Source organism: Cognatundibacterium rivi, assembly GCF_018139565.1.
Lineage (GTDB): Bacteria > Pseudomonadota > Gammaproteobacteria > Burkholderiales > Burkholderiaceae_D > Undibacterium > Undibacterium rivi.
Genome location: NZ_JAGSPK010000001.1, coordinates 808,295 through 828,429 on the forward strand (window position 1 = coordinate 808,295; position 20,135 = coordinate 828,429).

Genomic DNA, 20,135 nt, shown 5'->3' on the forward strand with positions numbered 1-20,135 from the left:
TTAGAGAAAAGGGGTAAATAACTTGTCTCAGCGAACGTTAAGTATCTTGTTTTCCGTTAAGTGTCCCTAATACAAGTTTAGGCGCGCTCCGCGCGCTTCCGTCCTCGCTGTCGCTGCGGGCGTTGCGCTGCTCACTGCGCCTCACTGCAACGTCAAAAACTTCAAACAATACTGTGCGATCTCCCCGCGCTTAAACATGCTTGTTTGCGGGATACGCTGTTCGCTTCGCGAAGGTCTACCGACCCGGCAGCTACCGCAAACATCGGACGATAAAACTGTCCGACCGCTTCATGTTTAAGAAATGCCTATTTCGTTATTTCACCGCCGAATGGTCTGCATTACTTAATGCTCCGCCACGGACTCGGCCTGAATACCGCGCACGGCTTCGATTACCTCATTGAACTTTCCAAACTAATTTTTGAGACCTGTAGCAACAGCAAAATCTCCGTTCTCGATCCTGTATTGTTTTTCGAATGCAGGAATTGAGGCAGGAACGGCAGGCCAGAATGCGTGTCGGTATTCTTATCTTGTGTAAGACCGCCAATGAGCACCAGCTCACCATCGCTAATACTCACGGTCGTTGATAGTTGGCGTTTCGTGAGCGTCGGAGAATTATTAACGCCGGTTTCTGTTTTGGCGAAATCACTGATCTGTTGATCGATGGTCATATCGACCGTGGACTCTCTGACGGTTGGAGACAAGCTCAGAATGACACCAGAAGATCGATACTCGACGGATTGAACGGGTTGAGAGCCGTTTTGAGAATAGGTAACAGCACCGAGTGTAGGCACGTCCTGACCGACAGTGAAACGTGCTTGTGCGCCGGATTTAACGCGAACCTGTGGCGTTGATATCGCCTTGAATCGGGTATCCCCGGATAGCGCAGAAAATGCGGAATCGATACTCGCAGATTTGATCGAAACCGAATCGGCCAGTGTTGATCCGCCACCAATGGACAAGCCCAGTTTTCCACCTAAGACATTGAGCGCAAGGCCAAATGCCGAACCTTCAGAATTTCCGGTTGTGACCTCATAGACGACTGCTTTCACGACGACTTCACCAGTAGCAGTATCAACCTGTGGAAGGATTTTATTTAACTTGGCCAGTTCATCTTGCGTACCTTGAAAAACGAGCGTATCGCTGTCCTGGTCAATCATTGCAGCGGCAGATCCCGGCGGCGCATCACTCGGACTGCTTTTAGCACTGACCGGTGCACGTACTGTCCGGTTGACGGTAAAGCTACCGGCAGTAAATAACGGCGTCAACAATCCAGTGAGATAAGACACCTGCCGATATCTGGGGTGATACACCAGTACATCTAATGCGGGGGCGGTTGTTTGCACTGGCTTTTTTACCGTCACGTAATCGACACCATGACGTGACTCGATACTGATCTCCAGTGAATCCAGAAAATTTTGCCAGAAGGTTTTAAGGTCGCCGGTACTGGCATCAAACCGGAATGACACCAGACGTTCGTCCCTCAGCACGGCGGGATCAATGACGTAAGGCTGCTTCAAGGCTTCCAGATAAACGAGACTGATGATCTGCGCGACATTCACTGACTGAAAATCAAATTTGATTGCCGCCTCATTTGTAGATGTGCCGATCGACACTGGCCGCAATTTTTGCGGTGAACTGGGCGCGGCATGGACACCAGCCACAAACAGCAAAGGGAGTAATCCGAAAAGACGTTTCATTTTGCGACTGTTCCCGTCGCTTGTGATTGTGTTTGCGTTGCTGGCTGATTATTCGCACCTGACCAGCGTGTAACTCGTTCGCCATCGATGTCACCAATGGCCGTTGCACCTTTGCCGTGAAACATGGACGGGGATTCCAGCCGCAGACGACCAGCAGGATTGGCGACAATCACCCAATGTATGTCGGCCATATCCAACTGGCCAACGATCTTCCAGCTATCAGAAAAGCCGCTTACTGCGCTTTGTGTAGTCTTAGTCGAATTGGATGGTTCGTTCGATTTAGCTGGTTGCGCAGCAGTAGTCGAAGATGTTGCAGTAACTTTATGTTGTTTCGGATCTGGATGAAAAAATTTCCAGGCATTTGTTGCCGCGATCGTCATCATTACAATCGTTCCGACTGCAAAAAACCAAAGCCGTTTATTTGCCAAAATGTTTTGTCGGCTATCAATCGCTTTCTCCATACCTTGCCCACCGGTATAGCTTTGATACAACGGGAAAATCTCAGCGTTGTATTTCTTCTGGCGATCATCAATGCGCGTTTTGGCGTTCAGCTTCCAGCCTTCATAAATTTCCACCCGATAGCGCTTTGAGAAACCCAGAGATTTGTGCTTGTGCATCTTGAATGCGAATTCAATGACGTTTTTAACTGAGCGATGCAGACCGGTGATGTCTTGCGTCATCAGTACCACGTCGCAGGCGACTGCTGTATCTGGATGGATATAGTGGCGGTGCATGCGAAAGAACTGCATGTGTTCATGACTCAGTTTGCCGCTATCTGTTCCCCAAAAACGCCATGCTTCATCGATTGCGACTAAGTTTCCACCTTTGACGATGGAGTCTAATTCTGGTTTTTCTTCGTCGGGAAAAAACTGTGGTTGCATGATGCGATCATTTTCTATATGAATGATCTCGCCTAATTTTTTTGGGTCAGCATCGCGCTTGTTGACCAGGTATTCATGAATCCGGTCTTCATTGATACCTGCCACATTGGTGACAACACGACGGCCATGAGCAACAGCATCCAGAATGACGGATGAAACGACCTCGTAACTTTTACCTGAACCTTGCAGGCCAACGTATGCATTGATCGCCATTGCGTTATCCGATCACTGGAATACGGCGAATGATGAAGCGTGTCACATAAGCCGAGAGCACCATGCTGACACCCATAGAAAAATTCATCAGATCAAGAAAATACCAAACAGAACTGGGGATGCTGGCGAGCGCATTACTCAACGCAGATGCCTTACTTGATCCCGAAAAAAATCCGTACGAAGTCAGTACAGGAACAAACTCTCTGACCACGAAATAAATCCCAAAAAACACAACGAACTTGACGACGACAGAGCGGAGTACAAAAGCGAGAACACTCTGCAACGCCGATAAAAGAATTCCAAACAATGCAGCAGGCATAACAACCTCACGCAGACAATAAAATTAAGATACTGACGAGCATCCAGACCACGATCATGATGGAACCAATTGCCAGCCGGTGTTGTTCTGCGAGTGTGCAATGTGAATCCATCGTGATCGTTTTGCCGAATACGTCAAATTGTGGTTTCGGGCATCCACTCGCATGCTGTGGTGCTTGATAATTCTTCAGCTCTGGAAAAAGGGTGAACAGCGGATACAGAATTTCCAGAGCGCCCGGCGTAGTTTCCAGCGTAGGTGCTGCGATGTTGGGATTGGGACCAAGATCTACACGCGGCACATTCACGATATTGACGTTATAAATAGCGTTCGGATCTGGTGTCGGATTGGTTGTCGGATTCGGGTTAGGATTTGTCGTTGTGCTCGTTACCGAAATAGGAACGGTTGACGTATTCGGTAAGCTTGCGGGCGCGAGTAAATCATTGAGTGATGGCATGCTGGTTGGATTCTCTGCCTGCCAAGTCGCAACATCTGTTGCCGTCACCGGCTGAGTCGCACTATAAGGTAGCCCTTGATAGCCCGGCTGTGCTGCGGCGTTTTTCCAAGCTTGATCGGCAATTCTTGCAACAGTATCGTTAGATAATGGTTGCGTCTTTGCACTCTGGGCAATGTCTGGATATGCTTCATCAAGGCTCTTATAAGTTCGGCTGCCCTCAACTTGTCCGATGTCAATCGCGGAAGTAGTCGAATCCCAATTCGATGTTCTGGAGGATGAAGTGCATGAACCCGAAATGCAATTAGTCGTCGTGGTGTATGTCGCTACAAGCTTGAAAGAACCATTATCAGAGTAAGCAAAAGATGGGCGTGTAACCCAATTCCAGGTGATGTTTTGTGTGCTATCGGAAGTGGTTTGTGTCCAACTCTGACCGGCTTTGTGTTTTAAGATCGGAAAACTATCGATCAAATCCTGCAGGCTAAAAAAGACAACAAATGCCTGTCCTTGCGTGTTGTCGCCAATATTCGGATTCCATGTATAAGGGCGTGTCCCGGATGGCAATAATGGATATGCATAACAAAACTGGCTCTGAACACAGGACGCATCGCGATAAACTCGCAACCCCAGTGCCGCAAAATCGCTGTATCGGTCATTCGCAACAATTGATGGCGGCGTATAGGTAGGTGCTGCTACGCCTGATGTCGTTGAGATTACCAATCCGCCGTTTTGCAATGACAGTGTCGAGATACCAGCAACAATTGCAGCACCGACCGCTAATACGCCAAGTCCGCCAGCGACAGTGATCCATACCGGAGCGCCTGCAATGGCCAAACCAACACCGGCAACGGTTGATGCGGTGTTCACCGCGGTTAACGAAGAACTGACGCCCAATAGTGTTGTGGCAATCCTTGGATCATTGGCAGCAAAACCACGTGCAACAGCGACTCTTGTCAGTACGCCTGCAACCGCACGATTCATCACAAAATTTGCAGCCGGTGCTACGGGGAGTGCTTGAGAGGATGCTTGCTGCTGGAAAAGAATGGATGCGATGAGAAATAGGAAAAAGCACTTTTTCACCATCAACACGATGAAGAGCTTTTTCATGAAAATACTCCCTGAAACCAGTTGTAGGCTTTTACAAGTGCAACGGGTATTCCGATCAGTACAGAGAGAAATAAAATAACGAAGGCAATGTCTTTCCAGTACGCATAGATAAGTGCAAATGGTGTCAGCGCAGCATATACAAATGGTTCCCACCATTTTTTACAGCCTTCCATTGCAATTACGAAAACGAGAAAACAATAAGCTGATAACAGCAATATCGGTACGACTGAACTTAAAAAATTGGTCATGGCGCATTGTCCTGTTATTGATTATTGATGCCGTTCACCACCGCCCAGCCACATGCAATGCCCCAAGCGAAAATAATTAAGTACCAAAGCTCATTGATCGTCATGTTTTTTCCAAAAAAATTCGCAAGGGATAAAAATAAAAAAGGGGCGGCCACCCCCTTTTCTTTGATCACGCTTATTTACCTTTGATCATGCCTACTACGGTTTTTGCACCTTTGATCGCGATGTAGACACCCATCAGCGTGGCAGAAATCGCCATGATCGCCGTAATCACGGTGCCGAAATCAACGGCAGAAGTCAGTGTCGAAAAATCAGGACCTGTACCTGCTGCCATCGCAGAGCCAGAAACAGCAATTGCGCCAACCAAAGCCAAACCGCGTTGAATGTTTTTGTTCATGTTGAAACTCCATGTTTAAAATACTGGGGAAGCGCCCAGTCGCACCATCAACCCCGGCGTACCATGCCGAGAACTTGACCGATTCCGTGTGATACAAAATAGAGGCCAACAACCATGCTGAATGCCAACGACCACAGGCCGGACGCATAGGCATAGTCGAAATCTCCTAAAGCTGCATCGATATTGTTTTGCTGGCTAGGATCAAGCAGATAGGCTTGCACTTTGGTCGGTACATAAAACTGAGTCCCAACCTTTGGGCAGACTGCTTGCTGCGCTGTGCTTGCCGTTGTGGACGGTGTGCAAACCAGCACTGATTGTGTTGATCCCTTAGCCATGAGTTAAGCAGCTTTTTTTTCTGCTTCTTTTGAACTTGGTCGAACACTGGTCGCGTTCTGGCCAAATGGGTGGAGATGAGTTAATCGAGCCGTTACACGCAGATCTTTCCCCACCGACAATTCGAACTCAGCCAGATATTCACCAATTGGAGTTTCATTGAGATGGCGCGGCATCAACAATTCGCCTACTACAACTTGCTGACCTTTTTCTGCGCTTTCTGACGTAAGGATGCACTGCGCCAGTTTCATTTGTCCTGGTACGCCTGTTACTTTATTTTTGAAATCAATTACTTTGAATCCGACGATGCGGACGTGGTGTTTTGAGTCTACGGACATGATTTTTCCTTCTTGAAAGGTGGCTATTAATATAAAAATTGACGTAAAAATAATATTTATGAGATGCAGAACCAATCATTTGGTATATGTTTCAAGCTAGTAAAATCAGATTAAGTCGTTGATAATTAAAATAATTAATAAAAATTGACTCAAAAACATGAAAAGTTAGATCAAATGACATTTTTAGACTCAAAAGAGTTATATCTGACTCAATTGACACATAATATCTAAAAAAATTCCTGCGATCAAGGGCTGTTATTATTTTTAAAGGATGACAATGTCAAACTTCCCTTCAAATTACGAAAATATTCGTTCCAGAATGATTTCAATTGTTACGAAACACTTTCCAGAGAAAGGACGTTTTGCGTGGTTGGAAGAGCAGACTGGTATAAGCAGAACTACATGGAACACCTTTTGGAGAAGGGAATCAGCGACTCCCAGCGGTGAAATGGTTCAAGCGATAGCTCGCTTATATCCTCGATATGCCTTCTGGCTAGCAAGTGGCATGACAGACCAAGAATATGGGCATCGCTATCCCCAAGGTAGTCCACTAGCCAAAAATTACCCTGAAACAAGGTATGTTGAAGAATTGAACAAATTTGATGAATATTTCGAGCATTGCAAAGAAATGCAAATGAGACAATATGACAACGACACCAAAGGCTACAGCCCAGAAGAACATACTGAAGCAATTGAAACACTAGAATATTTGTCTTGGCAGCGTAGGATCGAGTTAAATGGATTACAAGATAAATCTATTGAGACAATTAAAGCAATGGTTGCTGACAGGAGAAAAAAAATGCATGAAAAAGAAATGCAAGACAGAATAAATCAACACGATGAATGATCAAAAGCGTTTGCCGTAAGTCTTGTTGATGTTTACTTGCAGAATTTTCTTGAAATAAAAAAAGCCACTTTAAAATGGCTTTTTTTTTTATATTTCTAAAGATACTGTGGCAGATTAGTAGCTATATGACGGTGATTTGCTTGTGGTGAGTAAGATGAAAATTTAGTGGAAGGTTTTCCCAAAATTTCACTTTCGAATCTGCTTTTGAATTGGGCTTCCTAGTTACATTTTTCTTTGTCCACACTCCAAAAACAACAACATCATCATCAACTTTAAGACCGTCTAAAAATCTTTCATCGTATACAGTAATCGCCATCGAGGTTTTGTTCACCACGCCATTCTCATCAGGCTTTTCATATGGCTGATCTAACGATATCAACCAATAATAGGGTGAGCCATTTTGATACTTCGATTCTAAGCGAGTTATCTTGTCTATTTTTCCTGATACAGCAACCGGGTAAGGATCAGTCATTTTACCCAGAATACGATACAACCTCTTATAGTCAGCAATCTCAAAAAAGAAATCTTTCCAAAAAACCTTGGAAGTACCAAATTTCAATATGAGGTGATTCTCAATTTCTGAGTTTTCCTCACAAAAGGCTCTTAATTTCATGACTCGAGCAGCAGTATTCAAATACGCATTCAACCGACCTACGCTTACATACTTCTTTTCAGTGACAGGCCGCGCTTCCGTGGCGTCAGCACCCTCCGACAACTTCGAATCCACTTCCCGCTTTTTATCATTCTCTTCTGGTAACAGAAGTCGCAGTTCATACACCCCATTATTAAATTGGCCAATAAACTCCGGCGTCGATTCAGCAGCAGCAATGGTCTTTACCTGTCCCAAAACATTGAAAGTGCATGTGTCCTGATGCACAACATTTTTTTTCAACTTGAAATAATGAGGGACAACAACACTGCGCCCGTTTCTTTCGGGATTTGATCCAGCGTTATATACAACCTCAGAACTACAATTAGCGCATTGGCGAAATGCACGAGGATTAAATTGCGCTTGCTCCAATGAGACGTCGTTACCACTTGCATCCCTTGCCTTAGACATCTTTACGCCCATAATCCCCTCATTAAAAAAATATTTCCATGTGGAATCTTATTCTACAATTTCTGACGGGACTGTCAAAAGAAAATGCTTAAATTGCTATTGGCAAAGTACGTTGAAAATCAAAAACAGACTACATCATTTTTCGTTGATCTTCAGTACACATAAAAGCCAACTAAGGAACACATTTAACCAATAAATTACTCTTCCTCAATACCTTGGCAACAGGTCCAGACGCCCCTTTAATTGCTTTGACTCGTGCGGGCGCACTCCCACCCTTTTTTCTTGGATCATAAAAATCAATATCTTCAGTAAAAAATTCACATGTTTTATTTATCTTTGCAACCGCGAGCCCTGTTCTTACATAAACAATGTCACGGCCTGACGGAAACCCCAAAGCAGTTATTTTGCTTTCCACACCATTGTCTCTAATCGGTTCTATTATCGCGATATTTCCAGTGACGTATTGTGTTGCGAGCCATTCATTAAACCATTCGCGCTCAACTACATTGCCCCATTCGTGTTCGATAATTTTGCCGGTATCGTGGTAAATAGGTAACGTTGATGAAGCAGAACATATCAGTGTTTTTGGACATCCGCAAAGGCTATGGGTATGCCCAATTTCAACCTGAAAAAATCCTTTAAATACATTTGCATCAATCAACATTTTTTACCTTTAAATTTTTTTTGAGGGTTTTAAGGCAAGCGAATATTTATTTCACTATTTAAGTATTTTTCTTGTTCGTGAAATAACAGATTTTTCCTTTTCAACAGATACGTTAAATTTGTCTAGAGGACTTGCTTTTTCAACCGTATTTGATGTCGACCTAGCAATAGCCAAATCTCGCGCCTCATTTAAACGCTCAGGGAAAAAACCACCTGGCCAATCCTGCTTAAACATACCCTTCGAGTCCATTTCAAGTCGGATGATTTCTTTACCGTTTGGAGTTGGATTAACGTAATAAATATAAATATCTTTCGGGTTTAACACTCTCTCGGCTATTCTTTTTTGAAGGCGAAGAATCATATGTTCGCTATGAGTTTCGACTATTGACTGAACTCCCTTGTTGTTTAGCTCAATAAAAAAATCTCCTAATTCTGCCTGAGCCTTGGGATGCAAATGAATTTCTGGCTCTTCAACAATAAGTGTATCCTCGGAATCACAATTTAATCCGGCGACTAAAATTGGAATAACCTGACTATTTCCATACCCAACATCCGCAAAGTTTTCATACTCTTTCGTAATGGGATGTTGTATGTGAATTTCAAAATAACGATCAGATAGCGAAACAACTTTTATGTCCGATGCTATTCCAGCTCTTGAAAGCCATCCAATGACATGCTGAAGTATTCCCTTCGTTTTACTCCCTCGGCGCATCGAGTCCATTACTAACATAGACAAAGCGTGCTCACCATTCGCACCGACTTTCCGCCGCCGCTCTCCTGTATATAAATAAGTTCGAGAAGGCGGCATTCGCATCGCACCGACATATTCAATTGATTGGAGATATTTATTAGTAACAAAAGCGTCCCGTTGTACTTGTAGCATCTCTTTCGCAAATAACACTCCCAATCGATCGTCATCGTTCATGTACGAGGCGCCTAGCATACGAGGTAAAAAATTTTTAATATTAAATCCTCTAAATATCCTAGAGCCATTAAGGGATGGACTAATTGTTTCATCGGCTATTTTTCGTATTAGAAATTTTTCAGAGTCCTCATTTAACTCCGCTGTAACACGATGCTTATTATTAGCAAAACACTCGATACGCTTGAGAATTATTTCTTTGATTGCTGAACGATATTTATATTTCAATTTGAAGGCAATTTCCTTGCCAGAAGCGACTTGAGGATGAAGCCTATTATTTAAAACAGTAATTGAAACATCTAAATTACGCCGAATTTCATTTTCATGTATCAAGTCCTTGTATGTTCCAAAATCTCCCAATGGTCCATTCAATAACAGACGCACGTTTGGGTCGTTACTATCTGCAGTTTGACTTAGCAATCTAAGAATAGAAACAATCGAAGATTTTCCGGAATTATTTGGACCAACAAATAGTGTTATCGGTGCTAATTCTATTTCCAAATCTTTGAAACTACGATAATTTGTAGCCGACAAAATTTTAAACATGAGGGAGTCCTTCTTCAGAGAAGCACGCCTAAAAAATATATCAAATCTTTTTTGACGTGTTTTATATTGCTTATTATCTAAATACTTTATTTAATGAAAACTTAAAATTAGCAGACTATTTCAATAGGAGAATACAAATTACACCAACGAATACTTCTCATCAGTGAATAATTTTTATAGTCCATCACAGATTGATTAATTGAAGAATTTCGATAGAAAGTGGCAAACTTTTCTTGAAAACGATAGTTTGGAAGACTTTATATTAATATAGAATACATAAAATATTATCGAAATAATATTAAATTTTCTACCTTAGCAGGAAAATCAGAATAGGCACCGAAGACTTGAATCAACAACAATCAAACATACTATCGATCTACTATTCAATAGACCACTATGTTTGCTAAGGCCATCAAGTAACATAAAAATTATATTTTTGTAGAATATTCTACCCTTAATCACTTGATTTAATTCCGAAATATAGATATTGAAAATCCTTGGCGAAAATGCAGAAAGTGCGTTCCGCAAAAGGTGAATGTAGGGCAATTTTAAAGGGCTAGATACTCTGTTAAAATAGCGCTTTTGCGGAACTGAAACGCCGTCGAAACCCGCGTAGATATTAGAAATCTAATAGAGCTTCCCAAGCTTCATACGAGGGTTCGATTCCCTTCACCCGCTCCAGTAAATTCTTCCTATAATTTCCCGTATGTCTGATTCCAAGCCTGCTGACAGCAGCAAACCGCTGTTTTATGATCCTACTGAGCGCCGCATCCGCAGCTTTGTGACCCGCGCCGGACGTTTGTCTGATGCGCAGGCGCGTGCGATTGAAACTCTGGGGCCGCGTTTTTGTATACCGTATAAAAAAGAGCTACTCGATATTGACGCGGCTTTTGGTCGTCATGCGCCGACGGTATTTGAAATTGGTTTTGGCATGGGTGAAACCAGTGCCAAGATTTCTGCCGGCATGCCTGAGAAAAATTTTATCGGTGTTGAAGTACACACGCCGGGTGTTGGCAGTTTGCTGAAACTGACCGATGAGATGGGCTTGCAAAACCAGCGCATTATTCAGCATGATGCATTCGAAGTCTTAACCAATATGATTGCGCCAGCGTCTTTGCATGGTGTACACGTATTCTTTCCTGATCCTTGGCATAAGGCACGTCACAATAAGCGCCGCCTGATACAGGGACCATTGGTGCAATTACTGGCGTCACGACTGGCGCCTGGTGGTTATCTGCATTGTGCGACTGACTGGGAAGAATATGCTGTGCAGATGCTCGAAGTGTTGAGTGCCGAGCCAGCGCTGGAAAATACGGCAGACGGCTATGCGCCGCGTCCTGATTATCGTCCTGTGACTAAATTTGAGAACCGCGGCCTGCGTTTAGGGCACGGTGTCTGGGATCTGGTGTTCCGTAAAAAATAAGTTCAGCAGCGAGATAAGTAATGGCAGCCAGTTAGTCTGAGCTGCCTTTTTTATGCCGGTGATTTACTGATAAAACGCACCTGGAGTTTACCGAGCTGCCCGAAACTGACGTTGATATCTTCATGTAAAGGAACATCGGGGCTGCCAGCATAAGAGCCGGTAATAATGGCCTGACCTGCCTGCAAATCCTGACCACGATTACGCAGAAATTCAATCAGCCAGTACAGCGGCGCGCGTGTGTTACCTGCCGGATGCACACCAGAAAATTCTTGAAATGTTTGTCCGGCAAGGCTGATTGTGATCGGCATCGTTTGCAAGTTTGTCGCGTTGTCAGCTTGGATCACCGGGCCGAGATACAAGCCCTGATTAAACAGTCCATCCGCAAGATGTTCGGCAAAACTGGCCGCGTCGGGATCGCTGTAACGCGTGCCTATCAATTCCAGCGCCAATCGTGTTTCTTTTATCGCAGCATCGATTTCGGCTACCGTATAAGACGCTGCGCGAGCTGGTAAATCATGCCCGAGAATAAAGGCCAGTTCAGGTTCTATGCGTGCGCATTGCTGATCGCTCCAGACTTCGCAGGTCTCCGTTTCCTGAAACACGGTGCTGGCATAAATCGGTGCAAGCACGACCTTGTCTGTGCCCGGCATTCCGCATTTCCATGCCGCTATTCTGTCTGCAGATTGTATGCTGACTTCCGCTTGTATCGCCAGTGCCTGATCCAGATTTTGCGGGCGACAGGATTGTGGTAATCGTTCGCCTTTGCTGCCGTTACGCCGGCGTTCGAGCAGGATAGCGCCTGCCTCAGAAATGCGCTGCTGATCAGTGTGAAACGAAGGCATATGCAGATTACTCCAGTGTCATGTCAGGCAGCGTGCAGTTCTGCAATCAGTTGCAGGATTTCAGTGCCGTAGCTGTCGAGTTTTTTATCACCGACGCCGGAAATCGCGCGCAGCGCAGTCAGTGTTTGCGGGGCGTTGCGGGCGATCTCGCGCAATGTCGCATCCGGGAAAATCACATACGCCGGAACATTGTGCGTGCGCGCTGTTTCGACGCGCCACCAGCGTAGTTTGTCAAACAATGCCTGTTCCTCTGCACCGAGCTCGGTTTCCGCATAATCTTTCGCAGACTGGCGTTTATGTTTCACCGCTTTTTCTGCTTTTTTGTACTGACGCAACTGCACTTTGGTTTCACCGCGTAAGACAGCGCGCGAGGCTTCGGTCAGTTTCAGCGCGCTGTAATTTTCATAGTCAACGGCAATCAGGCCGAGCGCAATCAGCTGGCGCAGAATAGCGCGCCATTCGGCTTCGCTTTTGTCCGATCCTATGCCATAGGTTGATAATTGTTCGTGGCGCCACTGTTGCACGCGTTCGGTATCGATACCGCGCAAGACATCGACAATGTGACCCGCAGCAAAACGCTGATCGACGCGGTAAATGGTGGACAGTATTTTTTGCGCCGCGATCGTGCCATCGAATGAGGTCGGTGGGCTGAGGCAGGTGTCGCAGTTACCGCAAGGTTCGGATGGCTGGCCGAAATAATCAAGAAGTTGCACGCGGCGGCAATTCAGGGTTTCGCACAGCGATAACATCGCATCGAGCTTGGCGCCCTGCACGCGTTTATATGTATCGTTGGCTTCCGATTCATCGATCATGCGGCGCTGCTGCACGACATCTTGTAAACCGTATGCCATCCAGGCATTCGCGCTCGCACCATCGCGCCCGGCGCGACCGGTTTCCTGATAATAACCTTCGACGCTTTTGGGGAGATCCAGATGAGCAACGAAACGCACGTCCGGCTTATCTATCCCCATGCCAAACGCAATCGTGGCGCACATGACGATACCGTCTTCCCGCAGGAAACGCGCCTGATTGCGGCTGCGCTCCGTCATGTCCATACCGGCATGATAGGGCAGGGAGGTGATGCCGTTTTCATTCAGAAAGTCTGCCGTTTCCTCGACTTTTTTGCGCGACAGGCAATACACGATACCGGCGTCACCTGCATGTTGCGCCTGTATGAAATCCAGTAACTGTTTGCGCCCGTTTGCTTTCTCGACGATCTGATAGCGTATGTTCGGGCGGTCAAATGAAGACACAAACTGCAGCGCATTTTCGAGTTGCAGGCGATGGATGATTTCATCGCGGGTCTGCTGATCTGCGGTGGCCGTCAGCGCAATCCGTGGTACCTGCGGAAAGCGTTCGTGCAGTATCGACAGGCGGATATATTCAGGGCGGAAATCATGTCCCCATTGCGATACGCAATGCGCTTCGTCAATTGCAAACAAAGCGATATCGACGATTTCCAGCAATTCCAGACAGCGTTGTGTCAGCAAACGTTCGGGCGCGATGTAGACCAGATCGAGCTCGCCTTCGCGCATCTTTTTTTCGACCGCAAGTATCTCGTCAAAACTCTGGGTGGAATTCAGAAAGGCTGCACGCACACCGACTTCGGCCAGCGCATCAACCTGATCCTGCATCAGCGCGATCAGCGGAGAGACAACGATGCCAACGCCGTGCCGGATCAGCGCCGGAATCTGATAGCACAGCGATTTACCGCCACCGGTGGGCATGAGTACCAGTGCATCGCCACCGTGGACGACGTGTTCTACGATCTGGCCTTGTTGCGAACGGAAAGCGGGATAGCCAAAAACGGTTTGCAGCAGGTGCAGCGCCTGATCAACCGTATTGGCGGGATAACTTGCTGATGACACTGCTTAATCAACCCATTGAATCATGCCGGTATATGCGGTGATCAGAATCATGATGCCGAACGCGATACGATACCAGGCGAACACATTGAAATTGTGCGAGCTGATGTAGCGCAGCAGCCAGCGTACGCAAAAGAACGCGGAAATAAACGCCGCCACGGTACCCAGACTGAACATCGGCAAATCTGCCATCGACAATTCGTTTCTGGCTTTGTAGAGCGAATAAACCGTAGCGCCCAGCAGCGTTGGTATCGCCAGGAAAAAGGAGAATTCGGTTGCCGCTTTGCGTGACAGTCCGAACAACATGCCGCCGATAATGGTAGCGCCGGAACGGCTGGTGCCCGGGATCAGTGCAAACGCCTGCGCGATGCCGATTTTGAGCGCATCGAGTGGCGTCATGTCATCTACGGTCTGTATCCGCGCATGGCTGTCGTCGTGCGTGTCGGCACCTTTCTGATTGCGTTCTACCCACAGAATAATCAGACCACCGACGATGAAAGCGAGCGCCACTGGCACCGGGGCAAACAACACCGCTTTGATGTGTTTGGAAAACAGCAAGCCCAGAATGGCTGCCGGAAAAAAGGCGATCAGCAAATTGAGCGTGAATTTGCGCGCTTTGGGATCGCTTCCCAAGCCAGTCAACACCGCAGCGATTTTGGCGCGGTATTCCCAGCACACGGCGAAAATAGCGCCGGCCTGAATCACGATTTCAAAGACTTTTTGCGTCTCACCGGTGAAGTTCAACAGGCTGCCGGTCAGGATCAGATGACCGGTGGAAGAAATAGGCAAAAATTCTGTCAGACCTTCGACGATGCCCATGATGATAATTTTAACGGCGAGCAGTAAATCCATAGCGTTTGTCACTTGTTTAATCGATGTAGAAGCGGGCGATGTTGAACCGGGCAATGTTGAGCCGGACGGAAACCGCAGTTTTAGCAGGCACGAAGCTTAACATGCCAGACGCGACTCAATTCTGGTTTTTGCCGTCCGTGCCCGGCGAAATAGGAGCGGAAATGCATACTCCCCCCCTATTTTTGAATAATACGCTTAACCTCAGCGTATTTGCTGGGCTGTTTTTGATACTGGGGGGAGTATATTTTTGTCTGTGTAACCCGGTTTAGACAGTGAAATCACTGCCGTGCAGATATTGCTACGCGTAGTATCGGAATTTAATACTTAATTAAAAATTATTGTTGTTCGTGTGTGGTTTAAAGATACTTTGCGCATCCATCGTGATCGCCTTGTTGAGTGATGAGATGGAAAACGAATGCAGATACCTGCACATCATTGCCAGCGAGGAGAGATCACCATGCAAAAATCCGGCATACAAACCAGCGCTTCCCTGAAGCCGCAAGCAAATTCAGAGGCGTATTTTCAGGATTTTCCGGAAACCGCAGAAATTGCGGCGAAGGTGCCGACAAATATGGGGCCGTATCAATTTGTCGTGAAGCCATCGCGGCCAACCAAAGGTGCGGTGATGGAAGTTGATCATCAGGGCGCGCGGATTATTTCGGCGCATTTACCAACGCCATTTGCACGCGGACAGATACTGAGCGCCAGCATGAATGTGCGCGGCAGTGAGTATTTATTTCTGGCGGCCCGTTCGGTCTCTAAGCTGATTTCCAATAGCAAATGCTGGTTCGGAATTTTCCGCGCCGATGGCAAGAAAATCTATGCAACGGTGCTCGAACAACAGGTTGATCTGGTGAAAGCGCACGACGACGGCGTATCGCTTTTCTTTCTGAATGGCGACACCATGCGTATGCGCCTGCTGTAATCAGAAATCAGCTGGCGCTGCTGCTACTTAATTTTTCGTCATTCTATTTTTGGAATGACGTTCTTCATCGTTTTATTCTTCAAATGCATCGTCAATTGTTGACGGTGCATTTTCTTTTGCCGATGCAAAATCGTAAACACATTTCTGTCTATTTTTGACGACTAAATGTCAATCATTGTGTCAATGGTTTGATATCGCCTGAGTTTCCGCAAAGATAGAGTTTTTGCTCTGTTCTGTTTCGTCAGTAAATCGCTTATTCTGAACTTAGTTGCACGTGTTGAGGTCAACGCGTGCGAAACAGAAAGCTACCGATGTGAATGCCCGGTAGTTGAAAGCATGATTAAAATGATATCCAGCAGAATTTTCCCCCGTCACCGTGTATTTTTACGTCCCTTCATTGCGATTGCGCTGGCATTATTGTTGTGCGCATTGTATTGGGCGCAGTTGCTGCGTTATCAGGCATCTGAATTAGAAGACAACAAATATCAGACGCGTTTGCGGGCAGTGCAAATGTCGGCCGCGATGGTGACGCAGGTCAGCTCATCGATCGCCAGCCTCGAATATCTGGCGCACACGCTCGCAACGAAATTCGTGACTGACCGTGCAGCGGATTTTCCGCATTCAGTTGAGACCGCGCTCAAGACTTTTCCGCCTGACAGCATCTTGCAAATTGCCGTCGCTGATGCCAATGGAAATCTCATTTATTCGAGTTTGTCCGGTTCGCAGGGCGCGGCACCTAAAGTGTCGATTGCGGACCGTGAGCATTTCCGGGTGCATACGCATGGCGGCCCTGCAAAATTATTTATCAGCCGTCCGATAATGGGGCGCGTTTCCGGCAAATGGTCGCTTCAGTTTTCCTATCCAGTGGAGCGTGCCGGTCAATTTGCCGGTGTGCTGGTGCTTTCCATCTCACCCGATTACATTTCCAATTATTTCCGTGAGGTGTTTTCCGGCGGCAGCGATGTCGCATTTGTCGTGCGCAACGATGGCAGCTATCTGGCGCGCTCGGTCATGCAGGATAAGGCGATGACGCAATGGGTATCGCCGGAACGTGAATTTGTACGGATGCCAGAAAAAAGCCAGGGGGAATATCACGTCAAGGCAAAGGTTGATGGTATCGAGCGTTACTACGCCTGGAACCGCTTGAAAAATTATCCGCTCGTCGTCAGCGTCGGTCTCGATAGTGAGCGTGCACTGGCCAATTTGCAAGAGGCGATTTCTGACAGTCGCTGGAGAAATGCGCTCGGTACGCTTGTTATTCTGGCTGCCGTGTTGTGGATTGTTTCCTTATTCGAGCGTGTGCGTCGCAAACAGATTTTGCTACAAGAGAATATGCAGCGTTTCGAGATGGCGCTGGAAGGTGGTGCATTCGGTGTCTGGGATTGGGATCTGAGTAACGATCATATGAACATCGATAGTCGTATTCATTTCATATTGGGTATCAGCTCGGACGATCTTGAACAGAGTATTGAGGGAATCCGGCGTTTGATTCATCCGGATGATTGGCCAGCGGTGCGTGCCGAATTGGAACAGGTACGCCAGGGTAAAACCGATAACTTTGAGAACGAACACCGAATGCTGCGCAGCGATGGAGAATGGTGTTGGATCAGTGCGCGCGGCAGGGTGATTCTGCATGATGAAGATGGCCGGGCACGCAAGGTGTTTGGTATTTTCACCGATATTTCCGCACGGCGTGAAGTCGAGGCTGCACGCATAGAATTGGAGCAACGCCTGACCAAACTGGTGGCGCAAGTACCGGGTGTTGTTTATCAATATCGCCAACGCCCTGATGGTAGCGGCTATTTCCCGTATGCGAGTCCGCATATCGTGGATATTTACGATACAACACCGGAAGAAGCGGCCAAGGATATTACTTTTCTGCTTGAGCACGTTCATCCTCTGGATCAGCCGCAACTGCGCGCCAGTATTGACGAATCCGCCCGTTCGCTGACGCCCTGGTTCAACGAATATCGCTTTGTCCGTGATAACGGTGAGATACGCTGGTTATCCGGATGTTCTAATCCTGAGCGTGAAGCGGACGGCAATACCTTGTGGCATGGTTATATACAAGACGTAACCAAACAGCATGCAGAGCATGAAGCACTGCAACAAAGCGAAGAGCGTTTACGCCTGACCGTATTGGCAGTGCAGGACGGTCTTTGGAACTGGGATCTTACCAGTGGGCAGATGCAACTCGATGCGCGTTGTCAGGAAATGCTGGGCTATCCGGCACACGACGATACGATTCAATTTGATGACTGGTGCCAGTGGCTGCATCCGCACGACAGAGCGAGCGTGATACTGCAATTGCAGACACAAGTGGAGCGCAGTGAGCCGTTTCATGTTGAAACCCGTCTGCTGACGTCGCAAGGTGATTGGTGTTGGGTAGAAATACGCGGCCAGATTACGCAGGAACTCAATGGCAAAGGACAACAGGTTATAGGAACGCAGACGGACATCAGTCAGCGCATGGCTGATACGACGTTGCGCCGTGCCTTGCTCGATAACGCGGCAGCGGCTTTGTTTGTGACTACTCCGCAGCGCATTATCCGTCTGGCAAATCAGCGTGCAATTGATACGTTTTCTGAAGATGGATTAGCATTAACCGGCAGGAGCATGCGCATCATCCATCCTGATGATGATTCTTTTGATACCTTTGGCGGCTATTACAGAACGGTGCGGCAGGACGGCGGTATTACTATTGATTACCAACAGTTTATCGTTGGTGGCGAGTTACGCTGGTTTGCGGTTCGCGGTAGTTTGCTCGATCCCGATAATTCTGAGGGTGATCTGATATGGACGATGGTGGATACTACCGAGCGCCGGCGCATAGAAGATGCATTACGCAGTACCCGTGCGCACTTATTCGAAGTCATACAACATTTTCCGGGTGGCGTTCTGGCGCAAAATCAGAATGGCGACGTTGTTGTGGCGAACCGGGTGATCTGTGATCTTCTGGGCGTGCAGACGCCTCCTGTGGCGCTGACCGGAATCAACCGGGAAGCCTTTCGCAAAATGATTTCGCAAGACATTCTGGATGCATTCAAAGAATCTGTCGAAGATGGCGAATACAGTTTGCCGGATGGTCGCACCATCAGAATTAATCTGATTCCGCTGAAAAACGGCGATGACAATATTGGTCGCCTGATGATCGTCAGTGATGTCACCGAGCGGCGACGCCATGAGCAGAATCTGGAGTATTTAGCGACGACAGATGCGCTGACGGGATTGGCGAATCGCCGCGCCTTCATGGCGCGTCTGCAGGCAGAGCTGGCATTGATCGCACAAGGTGGAAAAGGCGGCATGCTGATCATGCTCGACCTCGATCACTTCAAGCATGTGAATGACAGCTTTGGTCACCCTGCCGGCGATGCAGTGCTGGTCTACCTTGCGGGACTATTGCACGGTAATACCATGCGTAAAGACGATCTGGCTGGCCGTCTGGGGGGCGAGGAGTTTGCTGTGCTATTACCGAATACCAGCGCTGAAGATGGCATGATGGTCGCTGAACGTTTACGTATTGCCTTGGAAGACAGTAATATCAATTCCGGTGAAGGCCATATCGTCAGAATCACTTTGAGTGGAGGCATCGCACCGCTGAGTGGCAGCCCCGAAAGCATTTTAGCGGAGGCCGATGCAGCGCTGTATCGGGCTAAAAACGGCGGACGCAACCGCATCGTCCAGGCGTAAAAATAACAACAGTGCGGGATTCAGCATTTGCATGATTTGTTCATCGCGGCGCGGTCGCTTTTTCCAGTTCATGCAACCATAACATTGCGTGTTCACGATTTGTTCCGCACATGTCAGGCGATGCCTGCAAGCCCGAACAGCAGGCTGGTCGCTCCGGCTTACCAAAAATCAGACATCGCAGATCATCTGCCAGTTGTATGCATTTAACTCCCGCAGGCTTCCCTTCGGGCATGCCTGGTATGGGGCTGGAAATCGACGGTGCGATACAGCATGCGCCACACGCATCACGACATTGCATGGATCACATCCTTTTTTTGTGATAAGGCAGACTGGCCGGATATGGTTCTGTGGAATGCGTTAACAGCGTTTCCTGAATATGCGCGTGTTGGCTTGCGACTGTGAATTCTTTTCATACTTACTTAGACATCGAATGATTAATGAGCCGGGGCGCGATGGCCTTGCGCTTAGTAAAACGGCTAGTACCCGCGTGCAGGTGATACCGTCAATTCAACATTT

Annotated in this window: 20 protein-coding genes; 4 read left to right on the forward strand and 16 right to left on the reverse strand. The window is 47.1% G+C overall.

The window, feature by feature from the left end:
* Positions 1-389 precede the first annotated feature (389 nt).
* The 9 genes from KDM87_RS03640 to KDM87_RS03680 are packed head-to-tail and all read right to left on the reverse strand — an operon-like array spanning position 390 to position 5,984.
* Positions 390-1,697 (reverse strand): type II secretion system protein GspD, encoded by a 1,308-nt coding sequence (locus KDM87_RS03640; RefSeq protein ID WP_212677774.1) that lies wholly within the window; start codon positions 1,695-1,697, stop codon positions 390-392.
* A complete protein-coding gene (locus KDM87_RS03645) occupies positions 1,694-2,791 on the reverse strand; it encodes a zonular occludens toxin domain-containing protein (RefSeq protein ID WP_212677775.1) in 1,098 nt (365 codons plus the stop codon). Before KDM87_RS03645 ends, KDM87_RS03640 begins: the two co-directional genes overlap by 4 nt.
* 4 nt (positions 2,792-2,795) lie before the next feature.
* The gene (locus tag KDM87_RS03650; protein WP_329604886.1) at positions 2,796-3,110 is read right to left on the reverse strand and encodes a DUF2523 family protein; all 315 of its coding nucleotides are present in this window, start codon (positions 3,108-3,110) and stop codon (positions 2,796-2,798) included.
* A gap of 7 nt (positions 3,111-3,117) precedes the next feature.
* The gene (locus tag KDM87_RS03655) at positions 3,118-4,668 is read right to left on the reverse strand and encodes a hypothetical protein (RefSeq protein ID WP_212677776.1); all 1,551 of its coding nucleotides are present in this window, start codon (positions 4,666-4,668) and stop codon (positions 3,118-3,120) included.
* Positions 4,665-4,916, reverse strand: a complete 252-nt coding sequence (locus KDM87_RS03660; RefSeq protein WP_212677777.1) for a hypothetical protein — start codon at positions 4,914-4,916, stop codon at positions 4,665-4,667. Before KDM87_RS03660 ends, KDM87_RS03655 begins: the two co-directional genes overlap by 4 nt.
* A gap of 14 nt (positions 4,917-4,930) precedes the next feature.
* On the reverse strand, positions 4,931-5,089 hold the full coding sequence (locus KDM87_RS03665; protein ID WP_212677778.1) for a hypothetical protein: 159 nt from the start codon (positions 5,087-5,089) through the stop codon (positions 4,931-4,933).
* Between the two features lie 2 nt (positions 5,090-5,091).
* Positions 5,092-5,313 (reverse strand): hypothetical protein, encoded by a 222-nt coding sequence (locus KDM87_RS03670; RefSeq protein WP_212677779.1) that lies wholly within the window; start codon positions 5,311-5,313, stop codon positions 5,092-5,094.
* Positions 5,314-5,360: 47 nt separating this feature from the next.
* Positions 5,361-5,648: a hypothetical protein gene (locus KDM87_RS03675; protein ID WP_212677967.1), complete on the reverse strand. Its 288-nt coding sequence runs from the start codon at positions 5,646-5,648 to the stop codon at positions 5,361-5,363.
* Between the two features lie 3 nt (positions 5,649-5,651).
* Entirely contained in the window at positions 5,652-5,984 is a 333-nt protein-coding gene (locus KDM87_RS03680) for a cellulose synthase (protein ID WP_212677780.1), read from the reverse strand.
* A 277-nt stretch (positions 5,985-6,261) separates the two neighbouring features.
* Here KDM87_RS03680 and KDM87_RS03685 point away from each other — a divergent pair, with 277 nt between their 5' ends.
* A complete protein-coding gene (locus KDM87_RS03685; RefSeq protein ID WP_212677781.1) occupies positions 6,262-6,831 on the forward strand; it encodes a hypothetical protein in 570 nt (189 codons plus the stop codon).
* 121 nt (positions 6,832-6,952) lie between these two features.
* On the opposite strand, the gene KDM87_RS03690 is transcribed toward KDM87_RS03685, so the two are convergent.
* The 3 genes from KDM87_RS03690 to KDM87_RS03700 form a co-directional block, all read right to left on the reverse strand.
* A complete protein-coding gene (locus tag KDM87_RS03690) occupies positions 6,953-7,903 on the reverse strand; it encodes a hypothetical protein (protein ID WP_212677782.1) in 951 nt (316 codons plus the stop codon).
* Between the two features lie 160 nt (positions 7,904-8,063).
* Positions 8,064-8,555 carry a hypothetical protein gene (locus tag KDM87_RS03695; protein WP_212677783.1) on the reverse strand — a complete coding sequence of 164 codons (492 nt, stop codon included), beginning with the start codon at positions 8,553-8,555 and terminating at the stop codon, positions 8,064-8,066.
* Positions 8,556-8,609: 54 nt separating this feature from the next.
* Positions 8,610-10,022: an AAA family ATPase gene (locus KDM87_RS03700; protein ID WP_212677785.1), complete on the reverse strand. Its 1,413-nt coding sequence runs from the start codon at positions 10,020-10,022 to the stop codon at positions 8,610-8,612.
* Positions 10,023-10,728: 706 nt separating this feature from the next.
* Between KDM87_RS03700 and trmB the strand changes: the two genes are divergently transcribed.
* A complete protein-coding gene (gene trmB, locus KDM87_RS03705; protein WP_212677787.1) occupies positions 10,729-11,445 on the forward strand; it encodes a tRNA (guanosine(46)-N7)-methyltransferase TrmB in 717 nt (238 codons plus the stop codon).
* Between the two features lie 50 nt (positions 11,446-11,495).
* Here trmB and KDM87_RS03710 read toward each other — a convergent pair whose 3' ends face one another.
* The 3 genes from KDM87_RS03710 to KDM87_RS03720 are packed head-to-tail and all read right to left on the reverse strand — an operon-like array spanning position 11,496 to position 15,004.
* Positions 11,496-12,287 (reverse strand): fumarylacetoacetate hydrolase family protein, encoded by a 792-nt coding sequence (locus KDM87_RS03710; RefSeq protein ID WP_212677788.1) that lies wholly within the window; start codon positions 12,285-12,287, stop codon positions 11,496-11,498.
* 23 nt (positions 12,288-12,310) lie between these two features.
* On the reverse strand, positions 12,311-14,155 hold the full coding sequence (recQ, locus tag KDM87_RS03715; RefSeq protein WP_212677789.1) for a DNA helicase RecQ: 1,845 nt from the start codon (positions 14,153-14,155) through the stop codon (positions 12,311-12,313).
* A 3-nt stretch (positions 14,156-14,158) separates the two neighbouring features.
* Positions 14,159-15,004, reverse strand: a complete 846-nt coding sequence (locus tag KDM87_RS03720) for an undecaprenyl-diphosphate phosphatase (protein ID WP_212677790.1) — start codon at positions 15,002-15,004, stop codon at positions 14,159-14,161.
* Positions 15,005-15,419: 415 nt separating this feature from the next.
* On the opposite strand from KDM87_RS03720, the gene KDM87_RS03725 reads away from it, so the two are divergent.
* Positions 15,420-15,929, forward strand: coding sequence for a hypothetical protein (locus tag KDM87_RS03725; RefSeq protein WP_212677791.1), 510 nt, complete (start codon positions 15,420-15,422; stop codon positions 15,927-15,929).
* A 336-nt stretch (positions 15,930-16,265) separates the two neighbouring features.
* A complete protein-coding gene (locus KDM87_RS03730) occupies positions 16,266-19,619 on the forward strand; it encodes a PAS domain-containing protein (protein ID WP_212677792.1) in 3,354 nt (1,117 codons plus the stop codon).
* A gap of 40 nt (positions 19,620-19,659) precedes the next feature.
* Here KDM87_RS03730 and KDM87_RS03735 read toward each other — a convergent pair whose 3' ends face one another.
* The gene (locus KDM87_RS03735; RefSeq protein WP_212677793.1) at positions 19,660-19,917 is read right to left on the reverse strand and encodes a YkgJ family cysteine cluster protein; all 258 of its coding nucleotides are present in this window, start codon (positions 19,915-19,917) and stop codon (positions 19,660-19,662) included.
* Between the last annotated feature and the right edge of the window lie 218 nt (positions 19,918-20,135).

Excerpts from the sequence above, each read along its gene's own strand:
- KDM87_RS03680 (WP_212677780.1), bottom strand. The coding sequence starts at position 5,984 with ATGTCCGTAGACTCAAAACACCACGTCCGCATCGTCGGATTCAAAGTA.
- KDM87_RS03735 (WP_212677793.1), bottom strand. The coding sequence starts at position 19,917 with ATGCAATGTCGTGATGCGTGTGGCGCATGCTGTATCGCACCGTCGATT.
- KDM87_RS03685 (WP_212677781.1), top strand. The coding sequence starts at position 6,262 with ATGTCAAACTTCCCTTCAAATTACGAAAATATTCGTTCCAGAATGATT.
- KDM87_RS03730 (WP_212677792.1), top strand. The coding sequence starts at position 16,266 with ATGATTAAAATGATATCCAGCAGAATTTTCCCCCGTCACCGTGTATTT.
- trmB (WP_212677787.1), top strand. The coding sequence starts at position 10,729 with ATGTCTGATTCCAAGCCTGCTGACAGCAGCAAACCGCTGTTTTATGAT.
- KDM87_RS03655 (WP_212677776.1), bottom strand. The coding sequence starts at position 4,668 with ATGAAAAAGCTCTTCATCGTGTTGATGGTGAAAAAGTGCTTTTTCCTA.
- KDM87_RS03645 (WP_212677775.1), bottom strand. The coding sequence starts at position 2,791 with ATGGCGATCAATGCATACGTTGGCCTGCAAGGTTCAGGTAAAAGTTAC.
- KDM87_RS03710 (WP_212677788.1), bottom strand. The coding sequence starts at position 12,287 with ATGCCTTCGTTTCACACTGATCAGCAGCGCATTTCTGAGGCAGGCGCT.
- KDM87_RS03695 (WP_212677783.1), bottom strand. The coding sequence starts at position 8,555 with ATGTTGATTGATGCAAATGTATTTAAAGGATTTTTTCAGGTTGAAATT.
- KDM87_RS03690 (WP_212677782.1), bottom strand. The coding sequence starts at position 7,903 with ATGGGCGTAAAGATGTCTAAGGCAAGGGATGCAAGTGGTAACGACGTC.
- KDM87_RS03670 (WP_212677779.1), bottom strand. The coding sequence starts at position 5,313 with ATGAACAAAAACATTCAACGCGGTTTGGCTTTGGTTGGCGCAATTGCT.
- KDM87_RS03720 (WP_212677790.1), bottom strand. The coding sequence starts at position 15,004 with ATGGATTTACTGCTCGCCGTTAAAATTATCATCATGGGCATCGTCGAA.
- KDM87_RS03700 (WP_212677785.1), bottom strand. The coding sequence starts at position 10,022 with ATGTTTAAAATTTTGTCGGCTACAAATTATCGTAGTTTCAAAGATTTG.
- KDM87_RS03660 (WP_212677777.1), bottom strand. The coding sequence starts at position 4,916 with ATGACCAATTTTTTAAGTTCAGTCGTACCGATATTGCTGTTATCAGCT.
- KDM87_RS03650 (WP_329604886.1), bottom strand. The coding sequence starts at position 3,110 with ATGCCTGCTGCATTGTTTGGAATTCTTTTATCGGCGTTGCAGAGTGTT.
- KDM87_RS03725 (WP_212677791.1), top strand. The coding sequence starts at position 15,420 with ATGCAGATACCTGCACATCATTGCCAGCGAGGAGAGATCACCATGCAA.
- KDM87_RS03640 (WP_212677774.1), bottom strand. The coding sequence starts at position 1,697 with ATGAAACGTCTTTTCGGATTACTCCCTTTGCTGTTTGTGGCTGGTGTC.
- KDM87_RS03675 (WP_212677967.1), bottom strand. The coding sequence starts at position 5,648 with ATGGCTAAGGGATCAACACAATCAGTGCTGGTTTGCACACCGTCCACA.